The organism is Amphritea sp. (genome assembly GCF_016744155.1).
Taxonomy (GTDB): domain Bacteria; phylum Pseudomonadota; class Gammaproteobacteria; order Pseudomonadales; family Balneatricaceae; genus Amphritea.
In genome coordinates this window covers 260624-284005 of the sequence record NZ_JADGEW010000001.1, presented here as the reverse complement: position 1 = coordinate 284005, position 23382 = coordinate 260624, and the positions used below count along the sequence as shown (strand labels likewise).

Genomic DNA, 23382 nt, shown 5'->3' with positions numbered 1-23382 from the left:
ACGCCGACCTGAAACAAAAAAGCAGCCATCTTTGGCTGCTTTTTTATACCTGTTCTTTTTAATCAAGTGTTCAGTGCCCACTGTATACTTGCCAGATAAGCCGCAACGCCAGTGCTGTCACTAGTAACCGAAATATTATCTGAAATCGATCAGCAGGCACTTTCTTTAAAATATGCAAACCTACCCAGGTACCGGCGAAGCCTCCGACAATCATCAGAAAAATCAGCGGTAACCAGTCGGTGAAGGCGAAACCAATCAAACCAAAAACACACATTTTCAGCAGATGCTGCACCGTCATACAGGCGGCGAAAGTGGCAACCGTACGATATTTTTCATAACTTAATCGATAGACAAACGCTGCGACCAAAGGGCCTGTTGCTCCGACAAACATAGTTACCAGCGTTGTACCCGCCCCGGCAAGAACCAGCCCCATTGGCGGCATCTCCTGTTTACCCAGTTTTGGCCCCCAGACCAGAAACAGGATAAATCCTGCAACACAGAGCTGAATCACCTCAACGGATAACTGAACAACCACAAAGAAGGCGATCAAAGCACCTATCACTGCACCGGCCGTAAACAAGCGAACAAGCGACCAGTCTATATGCTCACGGGTCAGTATTGCCCTATTCCCATTTGACCCCAATTGCACTAACCCATGCACCGGAATCAAAGCGGCAGCTGGAACGACCGTGGCCATCACAGCAAGCAATAACACACCACCGCCTATTCCCATAGCGGCAGTCAGCATCGAAGTCAGGGTACTGGTAAGAATAAGCAACAGGGCAGTATCAAGACCAACAAGTTCAGGTAACCAGTTCATCAATGTTCCTGCCATCTGGCTTATGAAGGAGATCTATATATTTGAGACTAAAAGGCACCGTCGTTACGGTGTCTCATATCCCTGGGAAGCGCCTATTCGTTAAGCGAAGAGAGCACCTGATCCGCCCACTGCAAGCTGTGGCGATAGGCGACTTCATAAAAAGGGCGGTCCAGCAGACCACTCAAATCATCCCACTCGCCTCTCTCATAGTGTTGCACTTCTGTCAGAATTTCACCCATCTGATTAACCCGAGTCAGGATAGCCTGCTTGATCGCATCATTCAGAGGAATTTCATCCATCAACGTTTGCATCTCCATGTCCATCATCGCATCCAACTGCGACAGCAACCCAACCATGAAGAAATTAATCGGCTGTGGATAACTAAGCATTTCCGCTAGTAGCTCACACATCCGACCACGAATCAGCATCATCCGGGTCAGTTCAACCGGCTTACCAGACTGACCGCTCAGCAGAAACAGGGTTGCCCATTTCTTCACCTGATCCATACCGATCATGGATATGGCATGGGAGATCGATTCAATCTGTTTCGGTGTACGAAAAGCCGCTGAATTAACCAATCGGAGGATCTTATAGGCCATCACTGGATCATTGATCACTATCTGTTCAACTGAATCAGCTGTAGAGGTAGAACTATCTAGCTCGGCTAATAGTTGCAGCAGCAATACTTTAGAACTGGTAAAGCTCTTACCTTTGATTGAAACAGGGCGACAGAGGAAAAAGCCCTGAAAGAGATTAAAACCAAAGCCAATAGCGCGGCGGAAATCATCCTGACTCTCGACTTTATCGGCCAGTAGGTCCAGATGATATGGCTTACAGAAGTTAACCAGCTGTTTCAGCTCTGCATCGTCATGGCGTTGAATATCGATTTTAACAACATGCATCAAGTCCAGCAGCGGGGTCTGCGCTTTATCACCGGTAAAGTGGGTCAGTGCAAACCGATAACCCTGCTGTTTACGATCACGAAGTACCGCCAGCAACTCTTTTGAAATCCCATCTTCGCGCAACAATTCAAAAATGACATTATCCCGCGGTAAATTCGGCAGCATATCAGAGAGCAACATACTCTGAGTGAGCTTGACATAGAGCGGCAAGTGCTTGGATTTTCCATCAGAGGAGGCGACCGCATAGTTATTCAGAATTACCGATGCAGTTGCCTGTTCATCAGAAAACTCCTCGGGCAAGGTCCCGTCATCCGACCGATACAGAAGGCTGTAGGCTTCTACATCCTGGTTCTTATTAAAGACAGGTTGCCTAGCTAATAAAACTGAACCATCTTTCAGCTGCTCATCAAGCACATTGCTCACTACTTATCCCCTAATCAGATACTTACGTCAGTATAACTCAACCTGCCCCGCTATAAGAACGGACAATGCAAAAAACTAATATTCCCATCTTTACATAAAAAACTAATCAATTATGACTCAGGTCTCAGTTTAGGTAGTTATCGTTTGACCATGCTATTGATGCACAATATTCTGATTACGCCCTCAAAGCATTGTATACAAGAATTAAAACAATGCAGGGATAACTAAAAATAGTCTTTAATTAACTTAGATAATCTATGATCATTGCACGCAGTTTTATTATCTTTATGTTGTTACTGATAACAACCCTATCCTATCAGCTATCGGCAGCTGAACGGCTAGAAGTTGAGATCCGCTCCACCATTCTGAATATCAGAGAAACCAGATCTACCATCAGCCCCGTGGTCGGAGTACTGAATCAGGGAGACCGACTCACCGCTACAACAACAGATATGCGTGATTGGTTAAACCTGGATGATGGCAGGGGGTTCATCTCAATTAACTACGTATATGTGCTCTCTGAAACACCTGTGCTATTAGCGCCTCCTGAAGAGATAGAATCACAGATTCCATCCCCTACTGAGGCAAACAACGCTCGGCTATCAGAAAGTCTCACTAAAAACGCTCAGCAAATTTGCATTCAGCATAAAGTTAATAGTCCGCTCCCCATTGATTCATCCAGCAAGACCTGCCGCAAAAACCTCAATACACTGGGGTATGAGTCTTGCCAACTGTTATTTAAGCTTTCTCTGGCAAACAGCTGTAACGATAGCGAACAGCTCAAAGTCGTCTGCTCAGCAACGACTCTTACGACTGACAGTCAGAAGAACCAAGCACTCTATGAACTCACCAACACCCGTATTATCAGCAGCTCAGTCACCGAAACAACGATTCTTTTGGAGTGGTTCCCCGCAACTGAGTCAGCTTCGATTCAGAAGATTGAACTGAGTAAGGGCCAGTGTGAGATAGCCTTATGATCCACCCAAGTTAATAAAACTTCTCTAAAAGCCAGTACCAGAGAGAGTGTTAATACATAAGAGACTTGTGCCTCCTTTCCAAAAAACCGCTGACGGTCCCGCAACAACATCTACTATTATTGACTCTATTGCATGATGCATACTCAACATAACAAGGAAGTAGATAGATGGAACAAAAACGTCTTTGCAGTGATTGTTTTATATTAGTTCGCGGGCAATTGATTAACCGCCATGGCAACCTGGTTGAACGAAACCATATTCATAACGATACAGTCTATGTATGTAATAGCTGCCATAACCTGATCTGTTTATCCCATGTTCCCCATGAATGGAGTGTCATTGGAGTAGCTGAAAAGTTTGATGATCAACCCGCTCAATCTGCCTAATAGATGTTTGTAGCTTAATACCGTAGTTGTTTGCTGTTGCGGTAACTGTTTTCATACCTATTTTACGCTATACCCTCATCACCCTCCGTGATAAAAACCATATAGCACTGCCCGAAATAAAGTCTGCTCAACAACATATTCGCTGGAATTTCCAGCATGTAGATGGGCCTTAAGCCCTGCACCATCTGGAAGTAGAGATCTCAGAGCGGCTCCGCCTGATGCTACTGGCGAAAGGTTTGCTTTAAGCGGTTTAAATCCCGCCCTTACCCTTTACTGCGACGGACATTTCCTTGCTTATAGGGGTCTGTTAAACTTGGCCCCCTAAAAGTTAAGTAAGCACCGGCCGATTGCCGGACACCCAACCCGCCAGTCCGGAACAACAGAATGTCTGCAGCGTCGCCAGAATCCTCCAAGCTATTTACTGCCTATCCATTCAGGTGGTTTTTAGCCCTGCTTGCAGTTCTGTTTATTTACCGTGGCTGGGTCGTTATCGACAGTCCCATAACACTGTTCTATGACGAAGCCTACTACCTTGGTTGGGCTCAAACTCCTGATTGGGGGTATTATTCCAAACCCCCTATGGTTGGCTGGCTAATCGCCCTGACAACATCGATCTTTGGCAACGCAGAGTGGGCGGTAAAGCTGGCTGCACCGGTGCTTTATTCCAGCGCCGCTGTCCTGATCTACCGTACAGCCGATTTTCTCGCGGGCGCTAAAGCAGCGCTGTCCGCTGGGGCAATCTTCCTGTTAATGCCTTTGGTGGGCTTCAATAGCCTCTTTATCACTACCGATGCGCCGCTGATCTTTTTCTGGTGCCTCTGCTTCTACGCTTTTCTCCAGGCTAAAACTCACAATAACTGGGCCTGGTGGTTACTGGCCGGCGTGGCTGGCGGATTGGGCCTGCTATCGAAATATACCTTTGTTCTGCTGCCTGCAACATTTCTGCTCTACGGTGCTATCAGCCCTGTCGGACGTCAATTACTGTTGAATCCCCGTTTTTGGATAACCTGCCTGCTGGCACTTAGCTTTCTACTGCCCAACCTCTATTGGAACTACCAGCATGATTTCATCAGTTTCCAACACACCGCAGAAATATCCCATCAGACCAGCAGTTCACTGAGCTTCAGCCGACTAGTAGAATTTTGGGGTGGACAGTTATTCGTCTTCGGGCCGGTTCTGCTTATCTATATGGTCATCCGTGGGCTTAAACGCCAACCTCGAAGTGATACCGAAAAGCTCTTATGGAGCCTTTTCTGGCCAACCTTTGCTGTTTTATCAATTCAGGCTCTTATGGCCCGGGCTAACGTCAACTGGGCGGGACCCGCCTATATCGGCGCATCCCTACTCACCGGCTATTACCTGAGCCAGATAAAAGGTTATCGAATATTAATTATCGGACTGCTGGCTAACTTTCTGCTGGCGGTCTCTTTCTATCATTATGCCGCTGTCACTGATGCTTTGGGCATTGAGCGAAAACATGGCACTGATCCTTATAAACGTTTGCTTGGCTGGCCCGAATTTGTTAACAAGTTTCAGCCCTGGTTTGATCAAAACCCAGACTATAAACTCGCCAGCGATTCTCGCAAACTACTGGCTTATTTTGGTTATTACATCTCTCCGCAGGATTTCAAAGGCGTAGCGCTGAGTGACGACAGTTATATCGAAGACCACTACGAACTAAAATACCCCTTATCCAAGAGCACAGAGAAGCAATTCCTATTTGTCACTGAGGAAGATATTGAGGTAAAACTAAATAGTTATTTCAGTGAAGTGACTCTACTAACAGAACAAAAGCTTCAGCTGTATAGCAACTTTGCCCGTTCAGCCAAGCTCTACAAGGTTAGCGGATTCAAGGGATTTTCAAGCAAGGTTGAGCAATAAACCCATGCCTACGACAAAAACGTTCTCCGTGTTAAAGCAGAGCAGAGCTGTGCTTCTCTTCTTGATCTGTGCCGTACTGTTAGTAAGTTTCCCGCAGATAGATCTGTTTGTAACTGGGCTGTTTTATGACCCGCTGACAGAGAAGTTTATCTATAAAAATAACCCAGTTTTCAAACTCATATACTGGGTGTTTGCGGTGATACATCTTCCACTTCTGCTAGGGCTGATTATCGCAGGCGTGCTGATCAAATTTAAAAAACTTAATTTGAAGCATTATAAGAAATGGAGCATCACCTTTCTGCTGCTGGCTCTAGTCATCGGCCCTGGCTTACTGGTCAATACCGTCTTAAAAGACAACTCCATTGGCCGCGCCCGCCCAATACAGGTCGAAAACTTTGGCGGCAACAAGCAGTTTACGCCAGCCTTTGTTTATTCCGGCGTGTGTGAAAAGAACTGTTCTTTTGTCAGTGGCCACGCAGCAATGGGGTTTTACTTTATGATTCTGGGATGGTTATTTGCTTCACCCAGAGCCTTCTGGGCGGGTTGCATGGTCGGAGTGGTATTGAGTTTCACCCGCATCATTCAGGGAGGACACTTCTTCAGTGACACCTTGTTTGCTTTCTGGGCTGTCTATTTTGTTATCTCAGTGCTGGGAGCGACACTTGGCTTCAAACATCCATTAAGCAGAAGTCCGAATCCATAATCTTTTCAGTCTTCCTCTGGCAGCGCAGTCCATAGTTTTGAACTAGAGATCACACCTGCTCAAATGAGCAATCTGTCAGATTCAATGCATAACCGCAATGGAACGATCTGGACTGCGACGTCACCGGGTCGATAAAACGTAGTTGTTGAGCCAATAGCTGCAAAGGCTTATCAAAATCATCAACAGACTCGGGCTGTAACGCCGGGTAATAACGATCGTATAAGATTGGCCATCCAAGCGTCTGCATATGAACCCGCAATTGATGGGTTTTGCCTGTAACCGGCTCTAATTCAAACAGTGCCTTGTCCTGAATTCGGTCTACACAGCGAATCCGTGAATGACTGTTCGGAGCCCCATCGTCCACCCGCATCAGAAAACGCGGATCAGCCGGCTGCAGTCGGTTAATAACCTCCCATTGCTGACCACTCACAGGCTCGTCACAACCGGCATCAATCTTGGCGATCGCTTGATAGGTTTTGTTGACTTGTCGGGTGGCAAACAACTGGTGGTACAGATGGCAGGTTTCAGGATTAACCGAAAACATCACCAGCCCCGTCGTGACTCGATCGATACGGTGCACAGCTTGTAGAGTTTCCATCCCCGTTTTCACCCGCAATCGATTTTGCAGACATTCATTCACATAAGCTCCACCGGGCGTGACGGGGAGGAAGGCCGGTTTATAAGCCACCAGAATATTCGCGTCTTCAAATAAGATCGTTTCGTTGAACGGAATCACTGGTTCACGATCGACTTCGCGATAGTAATAGACACGCTGCTGCGGTCGATAGGGCGACTCTGAGGTGATGACGGTGCCATCATGCCAATGCAGCTTTCCATCGATAGCTCGCTGTCGCCACACCTGGGCATCGACCTGCGGGAACTTGCCTATCAGATAGTCTAAAACAGTCGTCACGCCGGGGTTGATCTGCGGCAGGGTCAATTTAGACGGGGATTTTGCAATGGCCATCATCGAATCCTAAGGCGTGGATATAAGCTCATCATCGCTAGTGTGAGTGGAATACTGCGGTAGAAGATACACTCAAGTCTGTAAGCTACTTTTTCTCTCAAAAAGATCGTGTTCTATTTAAGGATAGAGAGTTAATCATGGTTTGATTAAAGTCGCTGCACGCTCGCAGTGATTCTTTCACGGCTTATTAGTGCGATCATAATCGGGATCATGAGCAACAACAATCCTAAAGGGAGATATTGTTATCCACATTCTTCCAATAGCGATATAAGCAATCACTGTCATTAATACGAGGAATTTAAGAAGAAAGAATGGTGCCGCCACCAAGAATCGAACTCGGGACCTACTGATTACAAGTCAGTTGCTCTACCAATTGAGCTATAGCGGCACTGTGACCAGACTGTAAGAATTCAATATGGAATCAGAACGCTATAAATAACGTTTATTTGGCGCGCCTGGAAGGATTCGAACCCCCGACCAACACATTAAAAACATTGAGTGCAAAACAACCCCAAAAGCTCTCTTCCTAATGACTTTTCCTCATGCACATATCTTCTAAAACCACCCACCTATCCAGATCTGATTTCTCATATCACTACAACAAATTAAGTACGCCTATTCTTTTTAGTCATAATCACTTGAAGAGAACAATACTGTTTTCATCTCAACCAAAGTGCTCTATAACTAAACTAATACTTTAAGTTCTAATGATTCATTATTTTTCATTCACTTACCCTATCTAACGACAAGGATGCTTAATGTTTAGTACTGGATTGCCTGCGATCGCATTAGCACTTAGCACCCTCGCGTTAAGCCGCCCATTTTTTTCAAAGCGCCGGCAGAAGTAAGATGAAGGAGTTTGAATACCTCTTTAAGGACCCAAACGATTGGTACCCTATCCTCCAACAGGCCATGCTCACCGGGCATAAAAACCAAAGCGTACTTGTACCAAATGACTTTTCTCTGGCGGCGTTAGATCAACTATTACAGGCCGCTGAAGAGCTTAGTTTACGTTTAAAGCCCTTGTCGCTAAATGTCGCAACAGCAATAGGCGCCCACCTCTGGTTCGGAGAGGGAGAATACCCTCTCATCATCATCGGCTGCTATCAGGAGAAGGTGCATGTCTGTATTGCAGAAATCTCCGATTACACTGAAAAAAATGATCATGGAGAAATCTCCACTGAAGGGTATATTGAGATTATTTCATGCGCTCTGGATCTGGAAAAATATCAATTAGCTTCTCAACTTAAAACCCTGTTAACAGCCCACAAGCTCAACGCTAAAGATATAAAACACAGCTTCATCTATGGCGAGGTTGATTTCCTACATAACCAGCTTGATGGGTGTTTTTCACAAACACCCCTTGACCAAACCCAGATGAAGAATTACGTCCCGGCTGATGCCGGACTCAAATGCATGAACGCTATTCTCAATGGAGATAAAAAGGATTATGTCCTGATCGATATTTCACCCCATAGCCTTACTTTATTTGCACACTACGGTGAAAATGGGCGAAAAAAACTACTTACAGTACCTGAATCGCTGGACCTTAAACTCGCACTGCCACACTCATTCCAGTTATTCTTCTTATTACATAATCAGAAGTTTTGGGTAATCCGAAGCTCACATAATCTCTCCCCTGACAGCCACCCACCTTATACGTTTCCATATGACAGCCATCCAGCTTGCGCGCTTCCATATGACAGTGACAATCCGCCGATTAAGCTCGTTCTATTGCAAACAGAAGCTAAAGACAGATTAATTCCTTACAAGGAATTTGAAATAGCTAAATTACAAGATCACGAAGTCATAAGCCTTACATTTAATTATCATACAAATAGTCAGATAAAAATAACCAAAGACTTGATAGAACGACCGAAATGACACCCTGTATCTTATACGTCTAGGTGAGGTACTTCTCCACTCTAGCTAATACTCTACATTAAACTCCTATCATTCAGTCTTAGGCTATAAATGCGGCACAGGATCAACAACCCGCTGTCTTATCGATTCCAAAGGACGTCCCACCTATTACTCCTAGACACAGCCAAAAAGCTTCAAGCTCACTAAGGCAGCACTTATCGATAAGCCTCCACTGAAGACAAACAACACTAAGAAGCAGCCGTTCGTTTTCATCGAAGGGGTTTTCTCAGAAAAACGGGCAACAGAAATCAGGCTGAGACGATCGTGAAGATAATGGAACTGGTGAGTGAACTGATGAAGACATTCCACCGGTGATGACATTAAGCAATCACTGTCATTTATACGGGAAGCTTAAGAAGAAATGGTGCCGCCACCAAGAGTCGAACTCGGGACCTACTGATTACAAGTCAGTTGCTCTACCAACTGAGCTATAGCGGCACTGTGACCATGCTGAAAGATTCAGTATGGAATCAGAACGTTAAAAATAACGTTTATTTGGCGCGCCTGGAGGGATTCGAACCCCCGACCAACAGGATCGGAAACCGGGTATCAAAAGCTCTAAGAAGCCGTCAGATCAACGATCTCCAGACCTCATCACTATTCCGTGATCACACCAAAAACCGGAGGATACGCGGCCACAGCGATTTATACAACGGCACTGTGACCAGAGCGTGGCGCATTAACTTATTGAACTCACTGTAAAAACGGTAATTAAATCCTTATTAATCCATTGCAAAGATTGTAGGATAGCTACGTAAATTTACGTGTTGAGACGGATCAATGGATGATAGGTTAGATATAGCAACAACGGAAGAAAGCGATAATGTATCAGGGCTATCAGGCTTCTTACAAAGCCTAGCGGGTTACTATAGCCAATTTCTGGAAACGGACTTTAAAGCCTCACGCGAGCCAAAGCGGAGGTTCACAGAGCGCGACAAAACCATTCGTGTCGGCATCCAACTCAGTACGTACCCAACGTTAAAGCATCTCATTGTCGAGAAATTAGAACAGACAACTCCAGCATCATTCAGCATCAAGTACGGTAAATACACAGCTAGACTATCTCCCACAATTCAGACGGGTATCAACTCAGCCATTAAGTCAGTCAACACGGATGAGTTGGTACACGACCTGATCGACATAGAGAAACAGTGTGTCGCAGCGAGTGAACGAGACTCTCTGGACTTCGAAATATTTTTCGATGATCTGGAGTTGGACATCAGGGCAATGGTGGAGACTTCGGTTGTTTCTAAGGTACTGGCAATCATCAAGCCAGTGCTGAAAAATAACACAGCCGCTGCTGCGCTCGAAGAAATCGAAACGTTTACCGACGAAATCGTATCCATTCTGATTAATGATCAGATGAGCACATTTGTCGAGGCCGTAAGTGAAACTGTTTATGAGAAGTCGACCGATACGCTGACTAAAACACTCTCTACTCTGAGCGATCGCTCGCGTATCCAAACAGCACTAACCACCTATTTCAACGACTTTGCCGCCAAAGATGCGTTCGTCGAGCTGCGCGAAATCATCTCGACTCACCAGGTCACTGAGAACAGCCAGGTGTATTTGAACGTTGGCAAAATAATCTCAGGTTGTTCTAAGTTCCCGATGTACTACATACCCGTATCGGTTGAGGTGGACGGCGACTCTATTCGTTTAGAATTCAGCTCATTGATCTATGCCAATAAGAAGGCGGTTGATTTCGTACTCTCGAAACTCAAAAAAGAGCATCAACTTCAAGGCACCAATCCCATCATCGAGCGCATCTTCCACAAAGCTGAGGATGAAACCTATCTCAATGTGGTAATGCAAACGTTTCATAGCGTCCTCGCGGCGTTAAACGTAGAGGGTGATGTAGATTTGCTGAGCTCTGCCGTAACCAAAGCACATGCCCATGGCATCACTGTAACTAACGAGCTCACCTTCTCACTATTTGATAAGTCAGACGAGTCGATAGTCAACGACTACGAAGCACTGATGGTCGGTTTGGAAGAAGGCAATCCACTACTCGATTCGTTCCGTGAGATTGTCGAATCATTTCTTACCGAGAACCCCGTCTCGATCGAGATTGAAACCGATAAAGAGTGGGATGCGACAGAGACATCCGATCGCGTAGTGTTTCAGAGCCCGTTGCCGCTAGCCGAAGAGCAGCGCAAGGTTTTGTCGGCTATCCGAAACGACAAATCAAAATTTATTATCGTCGAAGGCCCACCTGGTACCGGAAAATCACACACCATCACAGCAATTGCTTTTGAGTTGATTCTGAGTGGTCGCAATGTACTAGTTCTATCTGACAAAAAGGAAGCGCTAGATGTTGTTGAGGGCAAGCTCAATGATGTCATCACCAAAGTCCGTGGTACCGATACAGTGTTTGTAAACCCGATCCTACGATTGGGAAAAGCTGACTCTAATTTTTCCAAGATCACTAAGAAGGACTCGATCGATAAGCTAAAGACCAGTGTCCGCACGTTCAGAGAAAATGAGAACAACTTCAACAAGCAGTTCACTGAACTGGAGACAGGTCTGAAATCGCGAGTTAAGGCCACAATCAACTCAACGGCTAAAATCACCTTCGAGGAAATTAACGGCTTTCATAACGCAGAGCGTGAGCTGCTAGAGAGTCTTGAAAATCTGGAAAGCATCGATGAGAAAGACAACCAACAGGTTCTCTTGCTGGCTAAGGCATATGGCCTGCTTGTTAGTGATCGAGCTAGATATGCGGAGATTGGTAAAAATGATCGCACACTCAGTGAGTACCTGCGTCTGCTACCCGTGTTGCGCGAAGTTCCACAACCACTGTTTAAGCTCGCCAAAGCCTATCCCGAACTCAAGCTCGATGCTGCAACCAGTCTAAATAAACTGTGTAGCTCTATCGTTGAGCTTCGCAGACCGATCATTGGCTACCTGTTTTCAGGACGTATGCTGATGGACTATGGCCGTCGGGTTGAGGAAGTCACCTGTGTTTTTAACCCCAAGCCTCATCAGAACCTCGAAGAGCTTCGATCACTGGCGCACTTGCCAAACACGTTGAGCTCTGTCATCGACTCGTTTGGCGGTTCGTCGGATCTCGACATGCAAACGACTTATGATTTTTTGAGAGTAGGCACTCCCCTTGATGAGGCGTCTGCAAAAGTGGTTAGAAATTTCTCCGAAACACAGTGGAGTGCAGGAGTAAAATCACTGTTCCCGGTAACAGTAAAAGAGCTCTTGGGCGCAAACGATCGTGCAGTGAGTCTACTCAAGAACTTTGAAGACCTGATGACGCGCAAAGAACTACTCAAGGAGAAGTTTGATCAGATTCCTGACTTCGACTATCTGCAGGAGAAAACTCAGCTTGAATCGATGAATACGCTGAAGCTGGTAAATCGCATCGATGAGCGCGTGACCGATTTTGCGATCAACAAGAAAGCAGACGCTAAGACGCTACAACAAATTATTCGCAGCAAGGCGAAGTTTCCTGTCGATAAGTTCGATGTTTTGCGCGAAGCATTCCCGTGTATGATCGCCGGCCTTCGTGACTTTGCGGAGTTTATCCCGTTGGAGCGCGACCTATTTGACCTTGTGGTCATCGATGAAGCTTCACAAGTCTCTATCGCCCAAGCGTTACCCGCGATCCTGCGTGCTAAAAAGGTATTAGTTCTTGGAGACCGCCGCCAATTTGGTAACGTAAAAACCGCTAATGCGTCGAAGCAGATCAATACCGGTTACTTCAAGCAGGTGATGGACGTATTCGAGTCTGAGGTGGGTGAGGATATCAGTCAACGTACCCGCGCAAAAAACTTCAACATCAAGTCTTCAGTGATGGATTTCTTCGAGTACAACGCAAACTTTAGCATCCAGTTGAAAAAGCATTTCCGTGGTTATCCAGAGATGATTTCTTTCTCCAGCAAGTATATGTATGACGGCGGCCTACAGGCACTTAAAATTCGGGGAAAACCGCTGTCAGATGTTCTGGAGTTTGTCGAAACGCCAGAGCCTGACCGTCTCGAAGTGACACGTAATGCGAATGCGGGTGAGGCCAATGTCATCATCGAACGCCTGCACACGATGTTAGAGATGGATGAGCCGCCATCAGTTGCAATTATTACTCCGCATCGAGAGCAGGTAACATCCATCCAGAAACGATTGAGTGACGACTCGAAACGTGAAGAACTTTTCAAACGGCTAAAACTGGCGGTCTTTACCTTCGATACCTGTCAGGGTGAAGAGCGTGATGTGATCTTCTACTCGATGGTTGGTACGCGCCAGCAAGACAGCCTCAACTACATTTTCCCGAAAGACATCGAACTGTCCGAGGATGAAGTCGATGGCAGCCTGAAATTCCAGCGCCTCAATGTCGGCTTTTCTCGTGGCAAGGAGAAACTTGTATTTGTTCTCTCAAAACCGATCGAAGAATATAGAGGAGCGATCAAGCGGGTACTACTGCACTACAGCCAGGTGCTTGAGAGCGCCACAAACATGCCAAAAGCAGAGGATACCGACCAATCCTCTCCAATGGAGGCGAGAGTGCTTGAGTGGATCAAGGCGACGAGCTTTGTGAACACTCATGCTGGTACTATCGAGATCATCCCCCAATTTGAGCTTGGGGCGTACCTCAAAGCCCTAAACCCTTCCTATGCACATCCCGCTTACAAGGTAGATTTCCTTGTGCGCTTACAGACAGCGGATAGCGTCCAGCAGTGCATCATCGAATACGATGGATTTGAGTACCACTTCGATAATCGAGATAGCGTTGAAGCAGCTAACTGGCGCAGTTATCTCACTGATGGTGATGTTGAACGTGAGTTCGTGCTGGAGTCCTTTGGCTACAAAATGCTACGCATCAATCGCTTTAACGTTGGTAAAGACCCGATCACAACCCTCGATCAGCGCTTATCTGAATTATTTGGAGAGCTGGACGCCAAAGATGCAAGCCACAAAGTAGTAAAGCATATTCAGGCGCAGTCCACTGAGAACATAAAAGGACTGAAAGAAGGAACACACAAAAAGTGCTCGAAGTGTGACAAGATCAAACCGAAAAAGATGTTCGCTGATTCGAAGTTGAAGTCAGGGTACGGGAAGCACTGCAAAAGCTGCAAAAAAAGATCGACCAACCGTACGATGCATCATCGCCGGATGCTTTAGGTGATGAATATAATCGACTAACGAACATAGAGAAGAAGATGACGTGCAGAGTACCCTGAGCATCCCCAGGGCTCTTGCTCGGCTCGCGCATCCTACCGCGCTTTACGCTTAACCATCACAGATGCGAACCAGCGTTTCAGGTACTTCCTGAGCCTTTTCTAGCAGTACTCTCAGCAACGATCCAGACCTCATCAAGCTTAGATAAACACACAGCAGTCAGAAGATAAAGCGAGCACAGCAACTGGGGAAAAAAACTGCGACCCACATGTGCCACAAACAACTATTGACGTTTAGCTCCCGGCCCTTCAGGATTGCGCGCCCCACATCGACTGACCTCATACACCGAGACACTAATGAAGTTCATCAACACAGCCATACTCTTCGCAATTGTAACCTTCAACGCATCAGCTGATGTGCTCTCTGTTCACTGTCCACTTGGTTGTCCGTCAAACCAAACAAACAATGATCTGGTGTTTGGACACCTGTATGCGTTCTCTAACAACCCACAAACGAAGTTTGCTGACTGGGTCTCGTACGAAGTCGATGTTGTTAACTTTGGTGACACTCCGGGCCGGAAGTGGGCTGTTGATCCTCTGCTCGACAAGACTGAAACACTCGAAGCCTCAGATTATAAGGGAGCAAGCTCGTCAGCACTTCAAGCGGATCGTGGCCATCAAGCACCACTGGCATCGTTTGCAGGCTCCCGCCACTGGTCAGAGCTTAATTATCTGAGCAACATCACACCGCAAGACAAAGACCTGAATCAAGGCCCATGGAAGAATTTAGAAGAAGCTGTTCGTGATGCCGTGAGCTTCAGAAAGTCTCTCTTCGTGATCACTGGGCCGATTTATGAGACTCAGATGACAACAATGCCCGGTGCCGATGAAGAGCATCAAGTTCCATCAGCTTACTTCAAAGTTGTTTATGATAAGTCAGGCAAGACAGCTGCTTTCATCATGCAACAAAGTGCAGGACGTAATGATGATTATTGCCAGACAACAGCATCACTGGAACAGGTCAACGCATCTGTGGGATTTGAACTGCCCTCGCGTTTGAAGCACAGCACAGAAATTAACTCTCGACTAGGCTGTTAGTGACGAATACGACTCTGGGGCTGTCACAACGATTTATGCAGTGGTTCTGTGTCCAGAGCGTGCCAATTCATTCATTTCCAAGGATCAATATCATAATGCCTTAATGCGGCTCCCAATTTCGATCCAAGCCTCCGAGAGACAAACCATTAGCCCGATGTCGCTCATGCGCTGCATCTAATTGGTTGGAAATTTTACGTAGCTGCCAGAAGATAAGTACCAGAAAAACGATTATATAGGGCCCACTTGAAGTCCAATCCATAGTTAATTCCTTATTTATCCAAATCCCATCTGCGTTTTAATAGCCGGTCAAAAATCACATACACATCCATCGCAAGCAACCTTTCGATAAAAGGCTCATCAAACCTCTCAGCGTGAACTCGGTTACGAGCTTCTCGCACCTCTTGGATGCTCTCTAAATCATCTACGCCCAACACTCCGGCTTCATTAGCAAGCTGGATCAGTGTCTTAAAGTTTTTGTTATTACCGAACCGGCCTACAAGAAGGCCTTCAATCACTGCTCCCGCCATCAAAACAAATGACATCCACGCACATGCATCGAAAGCTTTTTCAGCCTCTTCGGCAAACTGCCCTAGCCTCTGCTGCAAGCCTTCATTTTTAATATGGGGGAACAGCATCGCGTAATCACGAATCCCAGAATACGACACTGTCAGCGTCGCTGTTTTATTGAAAGAGACACACAACGACGGAACCCGGCAGATGCGAACAACATCATATTTTATATAAAACTGAGGCTTTTCAGCTGATTCTCCAAACACCGAATGATCATAATCCAAGTGATGGTGAAGAACAGCATATGCAGGAAGTGAGGGTACTTTAAATATGCCATCAAAGATCTGAAACTGAGGATCAACCATCTCAGAGGTCATGTCTGTCAAAGTAAATACTGTTGTCTTCATCTAAGAAACCTTTTCATGCAATCATATCCCTCACTAAACCTGCTCAATTCCACGACATTTCGGGAACTGGGAACAGCCCCAGAACTCCTGTCCGGCTCGTGCCCCCTGCCGCGCTTTGCGCTTAACCATCGTAGATACACACTTCGGGCAAACCGGCGTCTCAGGCGGGCTCTGAGCCTCTCTGAGAGCACTTTCGGGCAACGTCTTCTGTGCGGTTCGAATCATCTTATCTAGCTTCGTATCGTTGATCAGGCCTAACTGTTTACCCTTAGCAAAAGCTTTGGCTTCTTCTGTGAAATCACCGGATGTCACAACGAACCCACCCTTCACTCCAGCGCCCGCAATAACACCGAACAGCTCCCGCACAATAGCCACGCCAACCTTACGAGTCTTCCAATGTTTACACTGCACGAAGTACTTATTTCCGTCTTTGCTCAGATGCACATCAACTCCACCGTCAGCACCGGCATCACCACCATCGATGACTCTGTACCCAGCCTGTCTGAACGCCTCACCAACCAGCAATTCGAACTGCTGCCAGTTCATTTCATCTGTCGGCTTAATAACTTTCTGAGCGCTCTGAGAGGACTCCTGAGACGGTTCTTTGAATTCAGGCACTTCCACGTATCGCTTGGCTAAACGTTTACCAGAGAATGCCTTGAAGCCAGAGATCAGCGCCCCAAACACGAAAGCTCCTGGAACGATGTACTGCAAGAACACTGAGAACGTTCGGAACATCATGCCACCTAAATTCTGAGGCATCGCTGATCCGGGTTGAATGACGGCTTGGGCGTCTGCTGCCGCGTAGCTATGAAAGAAGACATAAGTGATGACAGCGATAATGAGGCTAACCCAGTAGGGTAGCAATGATGCGACCTCAATGAGATCTTCGAAGGGGCTTGTGCGTCGTTTCCGTGACATATCGATTCCTTGATTCGTCCATATCAATGGGCCGAAGAATAACTGAATCAACACCCAAATCAAAATCTTAAAAAGATTCAATATGCAGCGTATATCTTGACTCTAACCATCTCGACACAATATGATAATAACCTATAGTTCATGCTCATGGTTATTACACAATGTCATCTCTCATTAAGCCTCTTTATTACACACGAGTCTCTTCCGGTAAACAGACCGAAGGTACATCTCTTCAGTCTCAACTAGAAATCATAGATAGATACTCACGACAAAGAGAATGGGACGTGTCTCATGCAGACAGTTACTCTGAAGTAGCTTCAGGAAGAAGACCTAATCAGCTTACACGTGACGGAGCTCTGAGAGAGCTTGTACAGAGAGCTAAAGACGAAGGCCGACCCATTGTAGTGGCTCGCCTTGATCGTCTTACACGTGACCTAGAGGTTGCTGTAGATATCTTTGATTCGGGCATTACAATTCATGAAGCAGAGAACAACGACACCATCAATAAAGAGCGTGCGATTTCATACCTAAATAGAACCGATGCTGAGCGTCAGCAGAAGCGAGTCAGTCAACAGAGTGCATACCAGAAAAAGCGAGATCGTGGTGAAATTATGGGCAATCCAGACATCTTAAACGCTCAACAGCAGGGCGCTAAAGCAGTAAAAAATCAGGCCGATGATTTTGCTAAGAAAGTATACCCGGAGATCAGCAAACATCTTGAGACTGGACTAAACCTCAATCAAATTGCAAAAAGATTAATCGAAGAGGGCGTGCCAACCCAAAAAGGTGCTCAGTGGTCACGCAACGCAGTGGACAACGTTATAAAACGTTACAACTCTTTGGTTGAACCGGTACACACACAAGCCATCGCAACTCCTGAAATCATTGAAGGTGATGATATAGCAGGGCGATTCTCTTAATCATCTAGTTTGATCAACACATTCAACCAGCTCTCATTTCGATCTGGTCGTTGATCTTCGGTGACCCATGTCTCAACTTCAACACCCGGACTTACATCTCTCATCAAAGCTCTGAAGCTCTCATCAGTCATATCAGAAAAAAATCGTCCATCGACGAGCCGTTCTTGATCTCCGAGCTTAAACGAACAATACATCACACCACTAGGCTTCAGAGATCGAATTAAAGCTAAAATTGAGCCCGACAGTTCATTTTTGGGCACGTGAAGAAGCGAGGCACATGCCCAGACTGCATCAACTACCCCCTGAAGCTTTATCTCATTGAATCTCATACAATCTACAGATTTTCCTAGAAGCACTGAGGCGAGCTCACAGAGACTCTCAGACGCATCAATTGCAATGACACTATAGCCTCTATCCTGGAACGTTAAAGAGTCACGACCTGATCCACATCCAGCATCCAGAATTAAACCACCGTCAGGCACTAACGGCAGAAAACGGTCATACAACTCAGACATATCAACATCGACAGTACTATCGAAAAAGCTCTGCGCATTCTGTTCATAAAAATCTGTCGAATTAACCACCGAACGGCTCTCCTCTTAACTCCGGCTCCCAGAATGTACTGGGGTTTAAGTATCCACAAGCACGATCATAGCAGTCTTGCAAAAAACGAGATCGACTCTGCTCATCAGAGCCAATTTGACGGATCAGTGTTTCTCTCAATGGGTGATGGCTCGTGATTAAATATTCATTTCGCTGGTGGAGACGCTTCAGCAACGCTACAGCCGGTAAACGAGCATGTTTACCGTCTTCGCCTCGATTACACGACTGACATGCCAGCGCTAGATTCCACACACCATCCAAATTATGAAACTCACCCGTATGTTTCAACATATGAGGGAAGAAATGATCTACATCGGCAAGGTCGTCTGTTCCGGCACTCAAAGAGATAGCTCCGAAGCAGTACAAACATTTACCCCGCTGATAGCCATTCAGTGCATCACGGCTACTGGTTATATCAATTCGCTTGTTATTTGTCTGAGTAATCAATCGACCGGCTTCGTCATCATGTTCAACACTAATAAGATTCCGGGAAATATTTAACTCCCAAGCCGTCTCCACAAGCCTCCAGCGAGACTCAGCCTCATCAATTAGGGATTTGTTACCATCTTTGGAGAACAGTTCATACAGCGCCTCTGTCACTCTGACGCCCTTATTAACTCGACGCTCATCTACAAAAAATCGTGCCGGCACATCACTGTTGTTCACAACATGAAAGGCATCAATTACATTGACGAAACCAAGCTTCGCTGTCTGGGCCAGAAGTTCATCTTTAGAGAGTCTATCGCTATTAAATTCACGACATACATTGAGGAACTTCCCGGATGAACGAGTACCTTGCGTATCAACGCTGCGAAGGTGTTCACATAGATGCCGACTGAATGGCTCGGCAAGCTGTTCAAGCGTAATTAAATCACTATCGTTTTCGCTCGACAGCTCAATCAAAGACTTCGCCAATGCGAATTTGTACGATGCAGAGTTCCGGCCGAACAGAATGATCGAACGCCAATAACTCTCTAGTGTTGGATCAGATGCAAAAAAGTCCATTTTATCCCCCGACAATAATGGGAGACTACCACACGAGAATCGACAAACAATAAACCCAAGTCAATCTGTCAATGTCTTAGGTAGAGAACATCTATAACGACCCGGATCAAACCTGTGAGTCAGAGACTATTTTAATAAGCCCTTATAGTAAGCAGCCGGCATGCTCATGTTGTTTTTTGTCTGATAATGTTGTCGACATTTAGGCTTTTTAACAACATACGGGATGAGTTCTTAGTATAAGAATTAAGTTAGAATCCTGATCGGCTCACTCTCTTTACGCGTACGGCGCCAGATCCCCTTATATCAGTTCAAGATACCCGGCAAAGCCGTATGGCAGCTGGATTCTATTTTTCTAGTTATGTTGTAATCAACAATTTAAGCGTACTTACGTCAACATTAGACGCCCGTTTCATCAACTTCTCAGCAACACTTCGACAACCACCTATCAACCTATACGGCTAACAAGATCTGTCGCTCGAAGGTGCGTGTACCGGTTCAACATCTCCAAAGTTTTATGTCCGGTGATCGTCGCTACCTCCATCGTGTTCAGGCCTTTCTCGAAGAAACGGCTGGTGGATTCATGACGTAGGTCGTGGAAGCGCAAACCTTCGATCCCAACACGCTTACAAGCACGCTCAAACGCCTGAGACACGCTGTCAGGACGAACACCAAAGATCCGTTCTTCTGATCGCTCCATACGTTCAAGCAACGCTAACGCGCGCTCAGACAACGGCACATCACGCGGAACACCCGTCTTAGTTTCAGGGATGTGAAGTATCCGACTCTGCCAATCTATATGCTCCCACTTAGCCTTCACGAGCTCACCACGACGCATGGCTGTCTCTACAGCAAAGATAACGACACTTTGGACGACCGGAGTCTCTGATAGTGAATCTAACAACAAATCATATTCGCCATCCTGCAACCGACGATCACGTCCGGCTGGGCGTTTAGGCTTCCGAACTGACGGGATGCCTTTCGGGAAAGGTACGCTCCACTCTTGGTACGCAATTCTGAGTACTTTGTTGAGCAAAGAGAGGCGGTGAACCACCGTAGTCGAACCTACTTGTTTAAGTTGTTCATCCCGGAATTCTGCAAGGTGCTGGTTAGTCAGATTGAACAAAGATACTGCCCCTAATGCCGCCAACACTGGACGCGCTGTAGAACGTTCCTTAGCTTGTTTAGCCTGATCATCAATACCCTGAAGATAACGTTCAATCGTAGCGCTCACGGTCATACGCTCAGCCTCAGATATATCAACAAACACACCCTTCTGAATGTCAGCTTCGAGCAGACGAGCCCACGCAACTGCATCTGACTTCAGGGTGAATGATTTGGCTTGTGGCTGATGTCCTTTGATACGAACCTGTGCTTGCCACTTGCTTCTGAGTTTGCGGATTGTTGCCATGATCATCACCGACATCTATAAGGTTGTTGAGTATGATGTCGATCATAGGACGCCGGTGATGCGGTGTCGGGCTAGAAATTGAATTGAATGTGATCAGGTTGTGACCAGAGCGTCCGGCACAGTGATCGTGTGACAAACAAAACAAAGGGGAAGCAGCGTGGTTACTGATTCCCCTCATTGTTTGTAGAGCAGATGAGCAACGGTGTCTAACTCTGTTGCTCAGATACCAAGCCATCAGAATAAGCTTCTGATTAAGGATTCAAACTAAAACGGCAACCAGATTCGCATAGTTTTTCAGACATTTAGATTGGCAGAAACACAATGAACATGATTTAATTAACCCATTGAAATATGGAACATTTCCTATATAAGGACGAGTAATGTCTAGAAAAACCTCTCTCTCCGTCTCCGTCCTCTTAACAACTACAATTCTATCCGCTTGTACTCCAGTTAAACCTCCAGTCGGCATGGAAAACGATAAAGCTTTCTCACAAGAGGCTGATATAAGCTATAAACAAGCATTCCGCATTATTTCTAAACAAATGAAAGCCTGCTATGCAGGAAAAGGGCTTTTCGGAAACGGCTACGATGTTTATTCTGAAATTGACTCTCACGCAAAAGAAGCAAGAGTCGAGGTATATTATGTTGGCTTCGCCGGAGCAGAAAAGCCTGAAGACTCCATGTTCAGCAGAACAGTGACGATCAAACAGAGAGATCATAAAACATTAATCACGACGACTGGCACCACCCCAGATTACATATACTTAACACATGCAACCATTCCTACTTGGCTCCGTGGTAAAACCACATGCAGTCCATAGTGCAGTTAATCAAATAGACGCCCCCTACAACACAAAATAAATCGACGGCTGACCTCTCGTTCTTCAAGAGATGAGCCGTAGGTTAAGAGTCTGTTGCTCAGGTAAAACTACGTTGTTCACCAATCACAGCTCCCGATATTTCAATCATCAATGTGACAAATCGTAAAATCTGGTTATATACTGGTTTGGAAATATGCAAAGGAGCCGCATGTTATGAAGCCTGATTACCTCATTCAAGGTGAAGAAGTCCGACTGATCCCCGTCGGCGCTGAAAGTAACAAAGAAGCCAGAATCTTGTCAGTGGGTCTTGCAATGATGACTCAGATTCCAGCCCTATCAAAAAACTTACTCGCCAGCTGCAACTATCGTCTTGGAGCACGCGCCAAACTCAACGCATGGACTGAAGTAACCCTCGAGACACCTGACTCGAGTAAAGATAGACCTGACGCCTTGCTTCAAGTCGTTAACGGCAAGAACACCTGGACTGCTTTAATCGAAGCCAAGATCGGTAAAGCCGTTCTATCTGAAGAACAAGTATCCCGGTATGTCACTCTGGCCAAACAGCATAATATTGATGCCGTTATCACAGTATCCAATCAGATGGTTGCCAGAGCCGACCATCACCCCATTACAATTTCCAAGAAGCATCTACAAAAAATTGAGCTCTATCATTGGCCATGGGCTTGGATTCTCTCTGAAGCTGAAATCCTTCGATCAAATAACCACGTAGATGACCAAGAGCAATCATTCATGCTCAATGAGTTCATCCGATTCCTCGAACACCCATCTACCGGAGTCGAAGGCTTCAAGCAAATGAACAAAGGCTGGAAGGCTGTAGTTAAAGACGCTGTATCTCAGATCAAGTTACAGAAGACCAATCAAGATGTAGAAGAGACAGTCGGTTCGTGGCTACAAGAACAAAGAGATGTTTCATTGCGACTCTCGAAGCACATCGGCAAGAATATTCAGATCAAGATGGATCGCAAATTGAAGGATGATCCAGTCGCTAGATTAAAGCACCGGATATCTGACTTATGTGACACAAACAAACTCTTTACTCTTCTTCAAATCCCAGACGCAGCATCAGATCTTCGTCTTGAAGCTAATTTAGCCACACGCTCAATTACCGCGTCGATGAAGCTAAAAGCCCCACAAGACAAAAAATCTACTGCAGCTCGCGTCAACTGGTTGTTAAGAATGCTTAAAGACGACGACGTTCATAGCCGCATTCGAGTTCAAGCATCTTGGCCATCCATCATTGATGATACTAGTTGCACACTCCAAGAGCTGCGCGACGACCCAGCAAAGATTCAGTGCGACAACCCCAAACACGCCCCGAATACCTTTGAAGTCATTCTCGAACAAGACTCTGCAGTTCGCTTTTCAGGCTCTCGCACCTTCATCGAAGATGTCGAAGAGGTAGCTGTCACCTTCTATGATTTAGTCGGTCAGAATCTCAAGCAATGGCAGCCCTCGCCACCGAAGCCAGTTACTAGATCTTCGCAAGAAGACTCTGAACCTGAAGTGACTGAAGAAACAGCTGAAGTTTAATAAACCAAACCACAATATATAGATACAAGGAGT

General features: G+C 46.0%; 19 protein-coding genes and 2 tRNA genes. 10 read left to right on the top strand and 11 right to left on the bottom strand.

Annotation, left to right across the window (positions count from 1 at the left end):
* Positions 1-70 precede the first annotated feature (70 nt).
* Both QZZ54_RS01305 and QZZ54_RS01300 read right to left on the bottom strand, forming a co-directional pair.
* Positions 71-820, bottom strand: a complete 750-nt coding sequence (locus QZZ54_RS01305; RefSeq protein WP_290697474.1) for a sulfite exporter TauE/SafE family protein — start codon at positions 818-820, stop codon at positions 71-73.
* A 92-nt stretch (positions 821-912) separates the two neighbouring features.
* Positions 913-2145 (bottom strand): HDOD domain-containing protein, encoded by a 1233-nt coding sequence (locus QZZ54_RS01300; RefSeq protein WP_290697472.1) that lies wholly within the window; start codon positions 2143-2145, stop codon positions 913-915.
* 257 nt (positions 2146-2402) lie between these two features.
* Here QZZ54_RS01300 and QZZ54_RS01295 point away from each other — a divergent pair, with 257 nt between their 5' ends.
* From QZZ54_RS01295 to QZZ54_RS01280, 4 genes are all read left to right on the top strand, one after another.
* The gene (locus tag QZZ54_RS01295) at positions 2403-3122 is read left to right on the top strand and encodes an SH3 domain-containing protein (protein ID WP_290697470.1); all 720 of its coding nucleotides are present in this window, start codon (positions 2403-2405) and stop codon (positions 3120-3122) included.
* 167 nt (positions 3123-3289) lie between these two features.
* Positions 3290-3508 (top strand): hypothetical protein, encoded by a 219-nt coding sequence (locus QZZ54_RS01290; RefSeq protein ID WP_290697468.1) that lies wholly within the window; start codon positions 3290-3292, stop codon positions 3506-3508.
* A 384-nt stretch (positions 3509-3892) separates the two neighbouring features.
* Positions 3893-5389, top strand: coding sequence for a glycosyltransferase family 39 protein (locus tag QZZ54_RS01285; protein ID WP_290697466.1), 1497 nt, complete (start codon positions 3893-3895; stop codon positions 5387-5389).
* Between the two features lie 49 nt (positions 5390-5438).
* Positions 5439-6092: a phosphatase PAP2 family protein gene (locus QZZ54_RS01280; protein ID WP_290697464.1), complete on the top strand. Its 654-nt coding sequence runs from the start codon at positions 5439-5441 to the stop codon at positions 6090-6092.
* 49 nt (positions 6093-6141) lie between these two features.
* Here QZZ54_RS01280 and QZZ54_RS01275 read toward each other — a convergent pair whose 3' ends face one another.
* Positions 6142-7059, bottom strand: a complete 918-nt coding sequence (locus QZZ54_RS01275) for a pseudouridine synthase (protein WP_290697462.1) — start codon at positions 7057-7059, stop codon at positions 6142-6144.
* Positions 7060-7371: 312 nt separating this feature from the next.
* A tRNA-Thr gene (locus QZZ54_RS01270) sits at positions 7372-7447 on the bottom strand.
* A gap of 461 nt (positions 7448-7908) precedes the next feature.
* On the opposite strand from QZZ54_RS01270, the gene QZZ54_RS01265 reads away from it, so the two are divergent.
* Positions 7909-8943, top strand: coding sequence for a hypothetical protein (locus QZZ54_RS01265; RefSeq protein WP_290697460.1), 1035 nt, complete (start codon positions 7909-7911; stop codon positions 8941-8943).
* A gap of 401 nt (positions 8944-9344) precedes the next feature.
* Here QZZ54_RS01265 and QZZ54_RS01260 read toward each other — a convergent pair.
* Positions 9345-9420, bottom strand: a tRNA-Thr gene (locus tag QZZ54_RS01260).
* A 342-nt stretch (positions 9421-9762) separates the two neighbouring features.
* Here QZZ54_RS01260 and QZZ54_RS01255 point away from each other — a divergent pair.
* Complete coding sequence (locus QZZ54_RS01255; RefSeq protein ID WP_290697458.1) at positions 9763-14109, top strand: AAA domain-containing protein; 4347 nt, start codon at positions 9763-9765, stop codon at positions 14107-14109.
* Between the two features lie 353 nt (positions 14110-14462).
* Positions 14463-15203 (top strand): DNA/RNA non-specific endonuclease, encoded by a 741-nt coding sequence (locus QZZ54_RS01250; protein WP_290697456.1) that lies wholly within the window; start codon positions 14463-14465, stop codon positions 15201-15203.
* A gap of 100 nt (positions 15204-15303) precedes the next feature.
* Here the strand turns inward: QZZ54_RS01250 and QZZ54_RS01245 are convergent, their stop codons facing one another.
* Genes QZZ54_RS01245 through QZZ54_RS01235 form a run of 3 tightly spaced genes read right to left on the bottom strand, consistent with a single transcriptional unit; the run spans position 15304 to position 17041 of the window.
* Positions 15304-15462 (bottom strand): hypothetical protein, encoded by a 159-nt coding sequence (locus QZZ54_RS01245; protein WP_290697453.1) that lies wholly within the window; start codon positions 15460-15462, stop codon positions 15304-15306.
* A gap of 10 nt (positions 15463-15472) precedes the next feature.
* Positions 15473-16120 carry a hypothetical protein gene (locus QZZ54_RS01240; protein WP_290697452.1) on the bottom strand — a complete coding sequence of 216 codons (648 nt, stop codon included), beginning with the start codon at positions 16118-16120 and terminating at the stop codon, positions 15473-15475.
* A gap of 33 nt (positions 16121-16153) precedes the next feature.
* On the bottom strand, positions 16154-17041 hold the full coding sequence (locus tag QZZ54_RS01235) for a restriction endonuclease (RefSeq protein ID WP_290697450.1): 888 nt from the start codon (positions 17039-17041) through the stop codon (positions 16154-16156).
* A gap of 161 nt (positions 17042-17202) precedes the next feature.
* Here QZZ54_RS01235 and QZZ54_RS01230 point away from each other — a divergent pair, with 161 nt between their 5' ends.
* Positions 17203-17961: a recombinase family protein gene (locus QZZ54_RS01230; protein ID WP_290697448.1), complete on the top strand. Its 759-nt coding sequence runs from the start codon at positions 17203-17205 to the stop codon at positions 17959-17961.
* On the opposite strand, the gene QZZ54_RS01225 is transcribed toward QZZ54_RS01230, so the two are convergent.
* The 3 genes from QZZ54_RS01225 to QZZ54_RS01215 all read right to left on the bottom strand — a co-directional run bounded on the left by QZZ54_RS01225 (position 17958) and on the right by QZZ54_RS01215 (position 20977).
* A complete protein-coding gene (locus QZZ54_RS01225; RefSeq protein ID WP_290697446.1) occupies positions 17958-18545 on the bottom strand; it encodes a class I SAM-dependent methyltransferase in 588 nt (195 codons plus the stop codon). The genes QZZ54_RS01230 and QZZ54_RS01225 overlap by 4 nt on opposite strands.
* The gene (locus QZZ54_RS01220; protein ID WP_290697444.1) at positions 18538-19569 is read right to left on the bottom strand and encodes an HNH endonuclease domain-containing protein; all 1032 of its coding nucleotides are present in this window, start codon (positions 19567-19569) and stop codon (positions 18538-18540) included. Before QZZ54_RS01220 ends, QZZ54_RS01225 begins: the two co-directional genes overlap by 8 nt.
* A 445-nt stretch (positions 19570-20014) precedes the next feature.
* Positions 20015-20977, bottom strand: coding sequence for a site-specific integrase (locus QZZ54_RS01215; RefSeq protein ID WP_290697441.1), 963 nt, complete (start codon positions 20975-20977; stop codon positions 20015-20017).
* 380 nt (positions 20978-21357) lie between these two features.
* Here QZZ54_RS01215 and QZZ54_RS01210 point away from each other — a divergent pair, with 380 nt between their 5' ends.
* Positions 21358-21798 (top strand): hypothetical protein, encoded by a 441-nt coding sequence (locus QZZ54_RS01210; protein WP_290697438.1) that lies wholly within the window; start codon positions 21358-21360, stop codon positions 21796-21798.
* A 213-nt stretch (positions 21799-22011) separates the two neighbouring features.
* Positions 22012-23349 carry a hypothetical protein gene (locus QZZ54_RS01205; protein WP_290697435.1) on the top strand — a complete coding sequence of 446 codons (1338 nt, stop codon included), beginning with the start codon at positions 22012-22014 and terminating at the stop codon, positions 23347-23349.
* Positions 23350-23382: the final 33 nt, after the last annotated feature.

Bases quoted from the DNA above. Each gene is read 5' to 3' on its own strand.
- QZZ54_RS01305 (WP_290697474.1), bottom strand. From the start codon at position 820: ATGAACTGGTTACCTGAACTTGTTGGTCTTGATACTGCCCTGTTGCTT.
- QZZ54_RS01295 (WP_290697470.1), top strand. From the start codon at position 2,403: ATGATCATTGCACGCAGTTTTATTATCTTTATGTTGTTACTGATAACA.
- QZZ54_RS01290 (WP_290697468.1), top strand. From the start codon at position 3,290: ATGGAACAAAAACGTCTTTGCAGTGATTGTTTTATATTAGTTCGCGGG.
- QZZ54_RS01285 (WP_290697466.1), top strand. From the start codon at position 3,893: ATGTCTGCAGCGTCGCCAGAATCCTCCAAGCTATTTACTGCCTATCCA.
- QZZ54_RS01275 (WP_290697462.1), bottom strand. From the start codon at position 7,059: ATGGCCATTGCAAAATCCCCGTCTAAATTGACCCTGCCGCAGATCAAC.
- QZZ54_RS01265 (WP_290697460.1), top strand. From the start codon at position 7,909: ATGAAGGAGTTTGAATACCTCTTTAAGGACCCAAACGATTGGTACCCT.
- QZZ54_RS01255 (WP_290697458.1), top strand. From the start codon at position 9,763: ATGGATGATAGGTTAGATATAGCAACAACGGAAGAAAGCGATAATGTA.
- QZZ54_RS01250 (WP_290697456.1), top strand. From the start codon at position 14,463: ATGAAGTTCATCAACACAGCCATACTCTTCGCAATTGTAACCTTCAAC.
- QZZ54_RS01245 (WP_290697453.1), bottom strand. From the start codon at position 15,462: ATGGATTGGACTTCAAGTGGGCCCTATATAATCGTTTTTCTGGTACTT.
- QZZ54_RS01240 (WP_290697452.1), bottom strand. From the start codon at position 16,120: ATGAAGACAACAGTATTTACTTTGACAGACATGACCTCTGAGATGGTT.
- QZZ54_RS01235 (WP_290697450.1), bottom strand. From the start codon at position 17,041: ATGTCACGGAAACGACGCACAAGCCCCTTCGAAGATCTCATTGAGGTC.
- QZZ54_RS01230 (WP_290697448.1), top strand. From the start codon at position 17,203: ATGTCATCTCTCATTAAGCCTCTTTATTACACACGAGTCTCTTCCGGT.
- QZZ54_RS01220 (WP_290697444.1), bottom strand. From the start codon at position 19,569: ATGGACTTTTTTGCATCTGATCCAACACTAGAGAGTTATTGGCGTTCG.
- QZZ54_RS01215 (WP_290697441.1), bottom strand. From the start codon at position 20,977: ATGGCAACAATCCGCAAACTCAGAAGCAAGTGGCAAGCACAGGTTCGT.
- QZZ54_RS01210 (WP_290697438.1), top strand. From the start codon at position 21,358: ATGTCTAGAAAAACCTCTCTCTCCGTCTCCGTCCTCTTAACAACTACA.
- QZZ54_RS01205 (WP_290697435.1), top strand. From the start codon at position 22,012: ATGAAGCCTGATTACCTCATTCAAGGTGAAGAAGTCCGACTGATCCCC.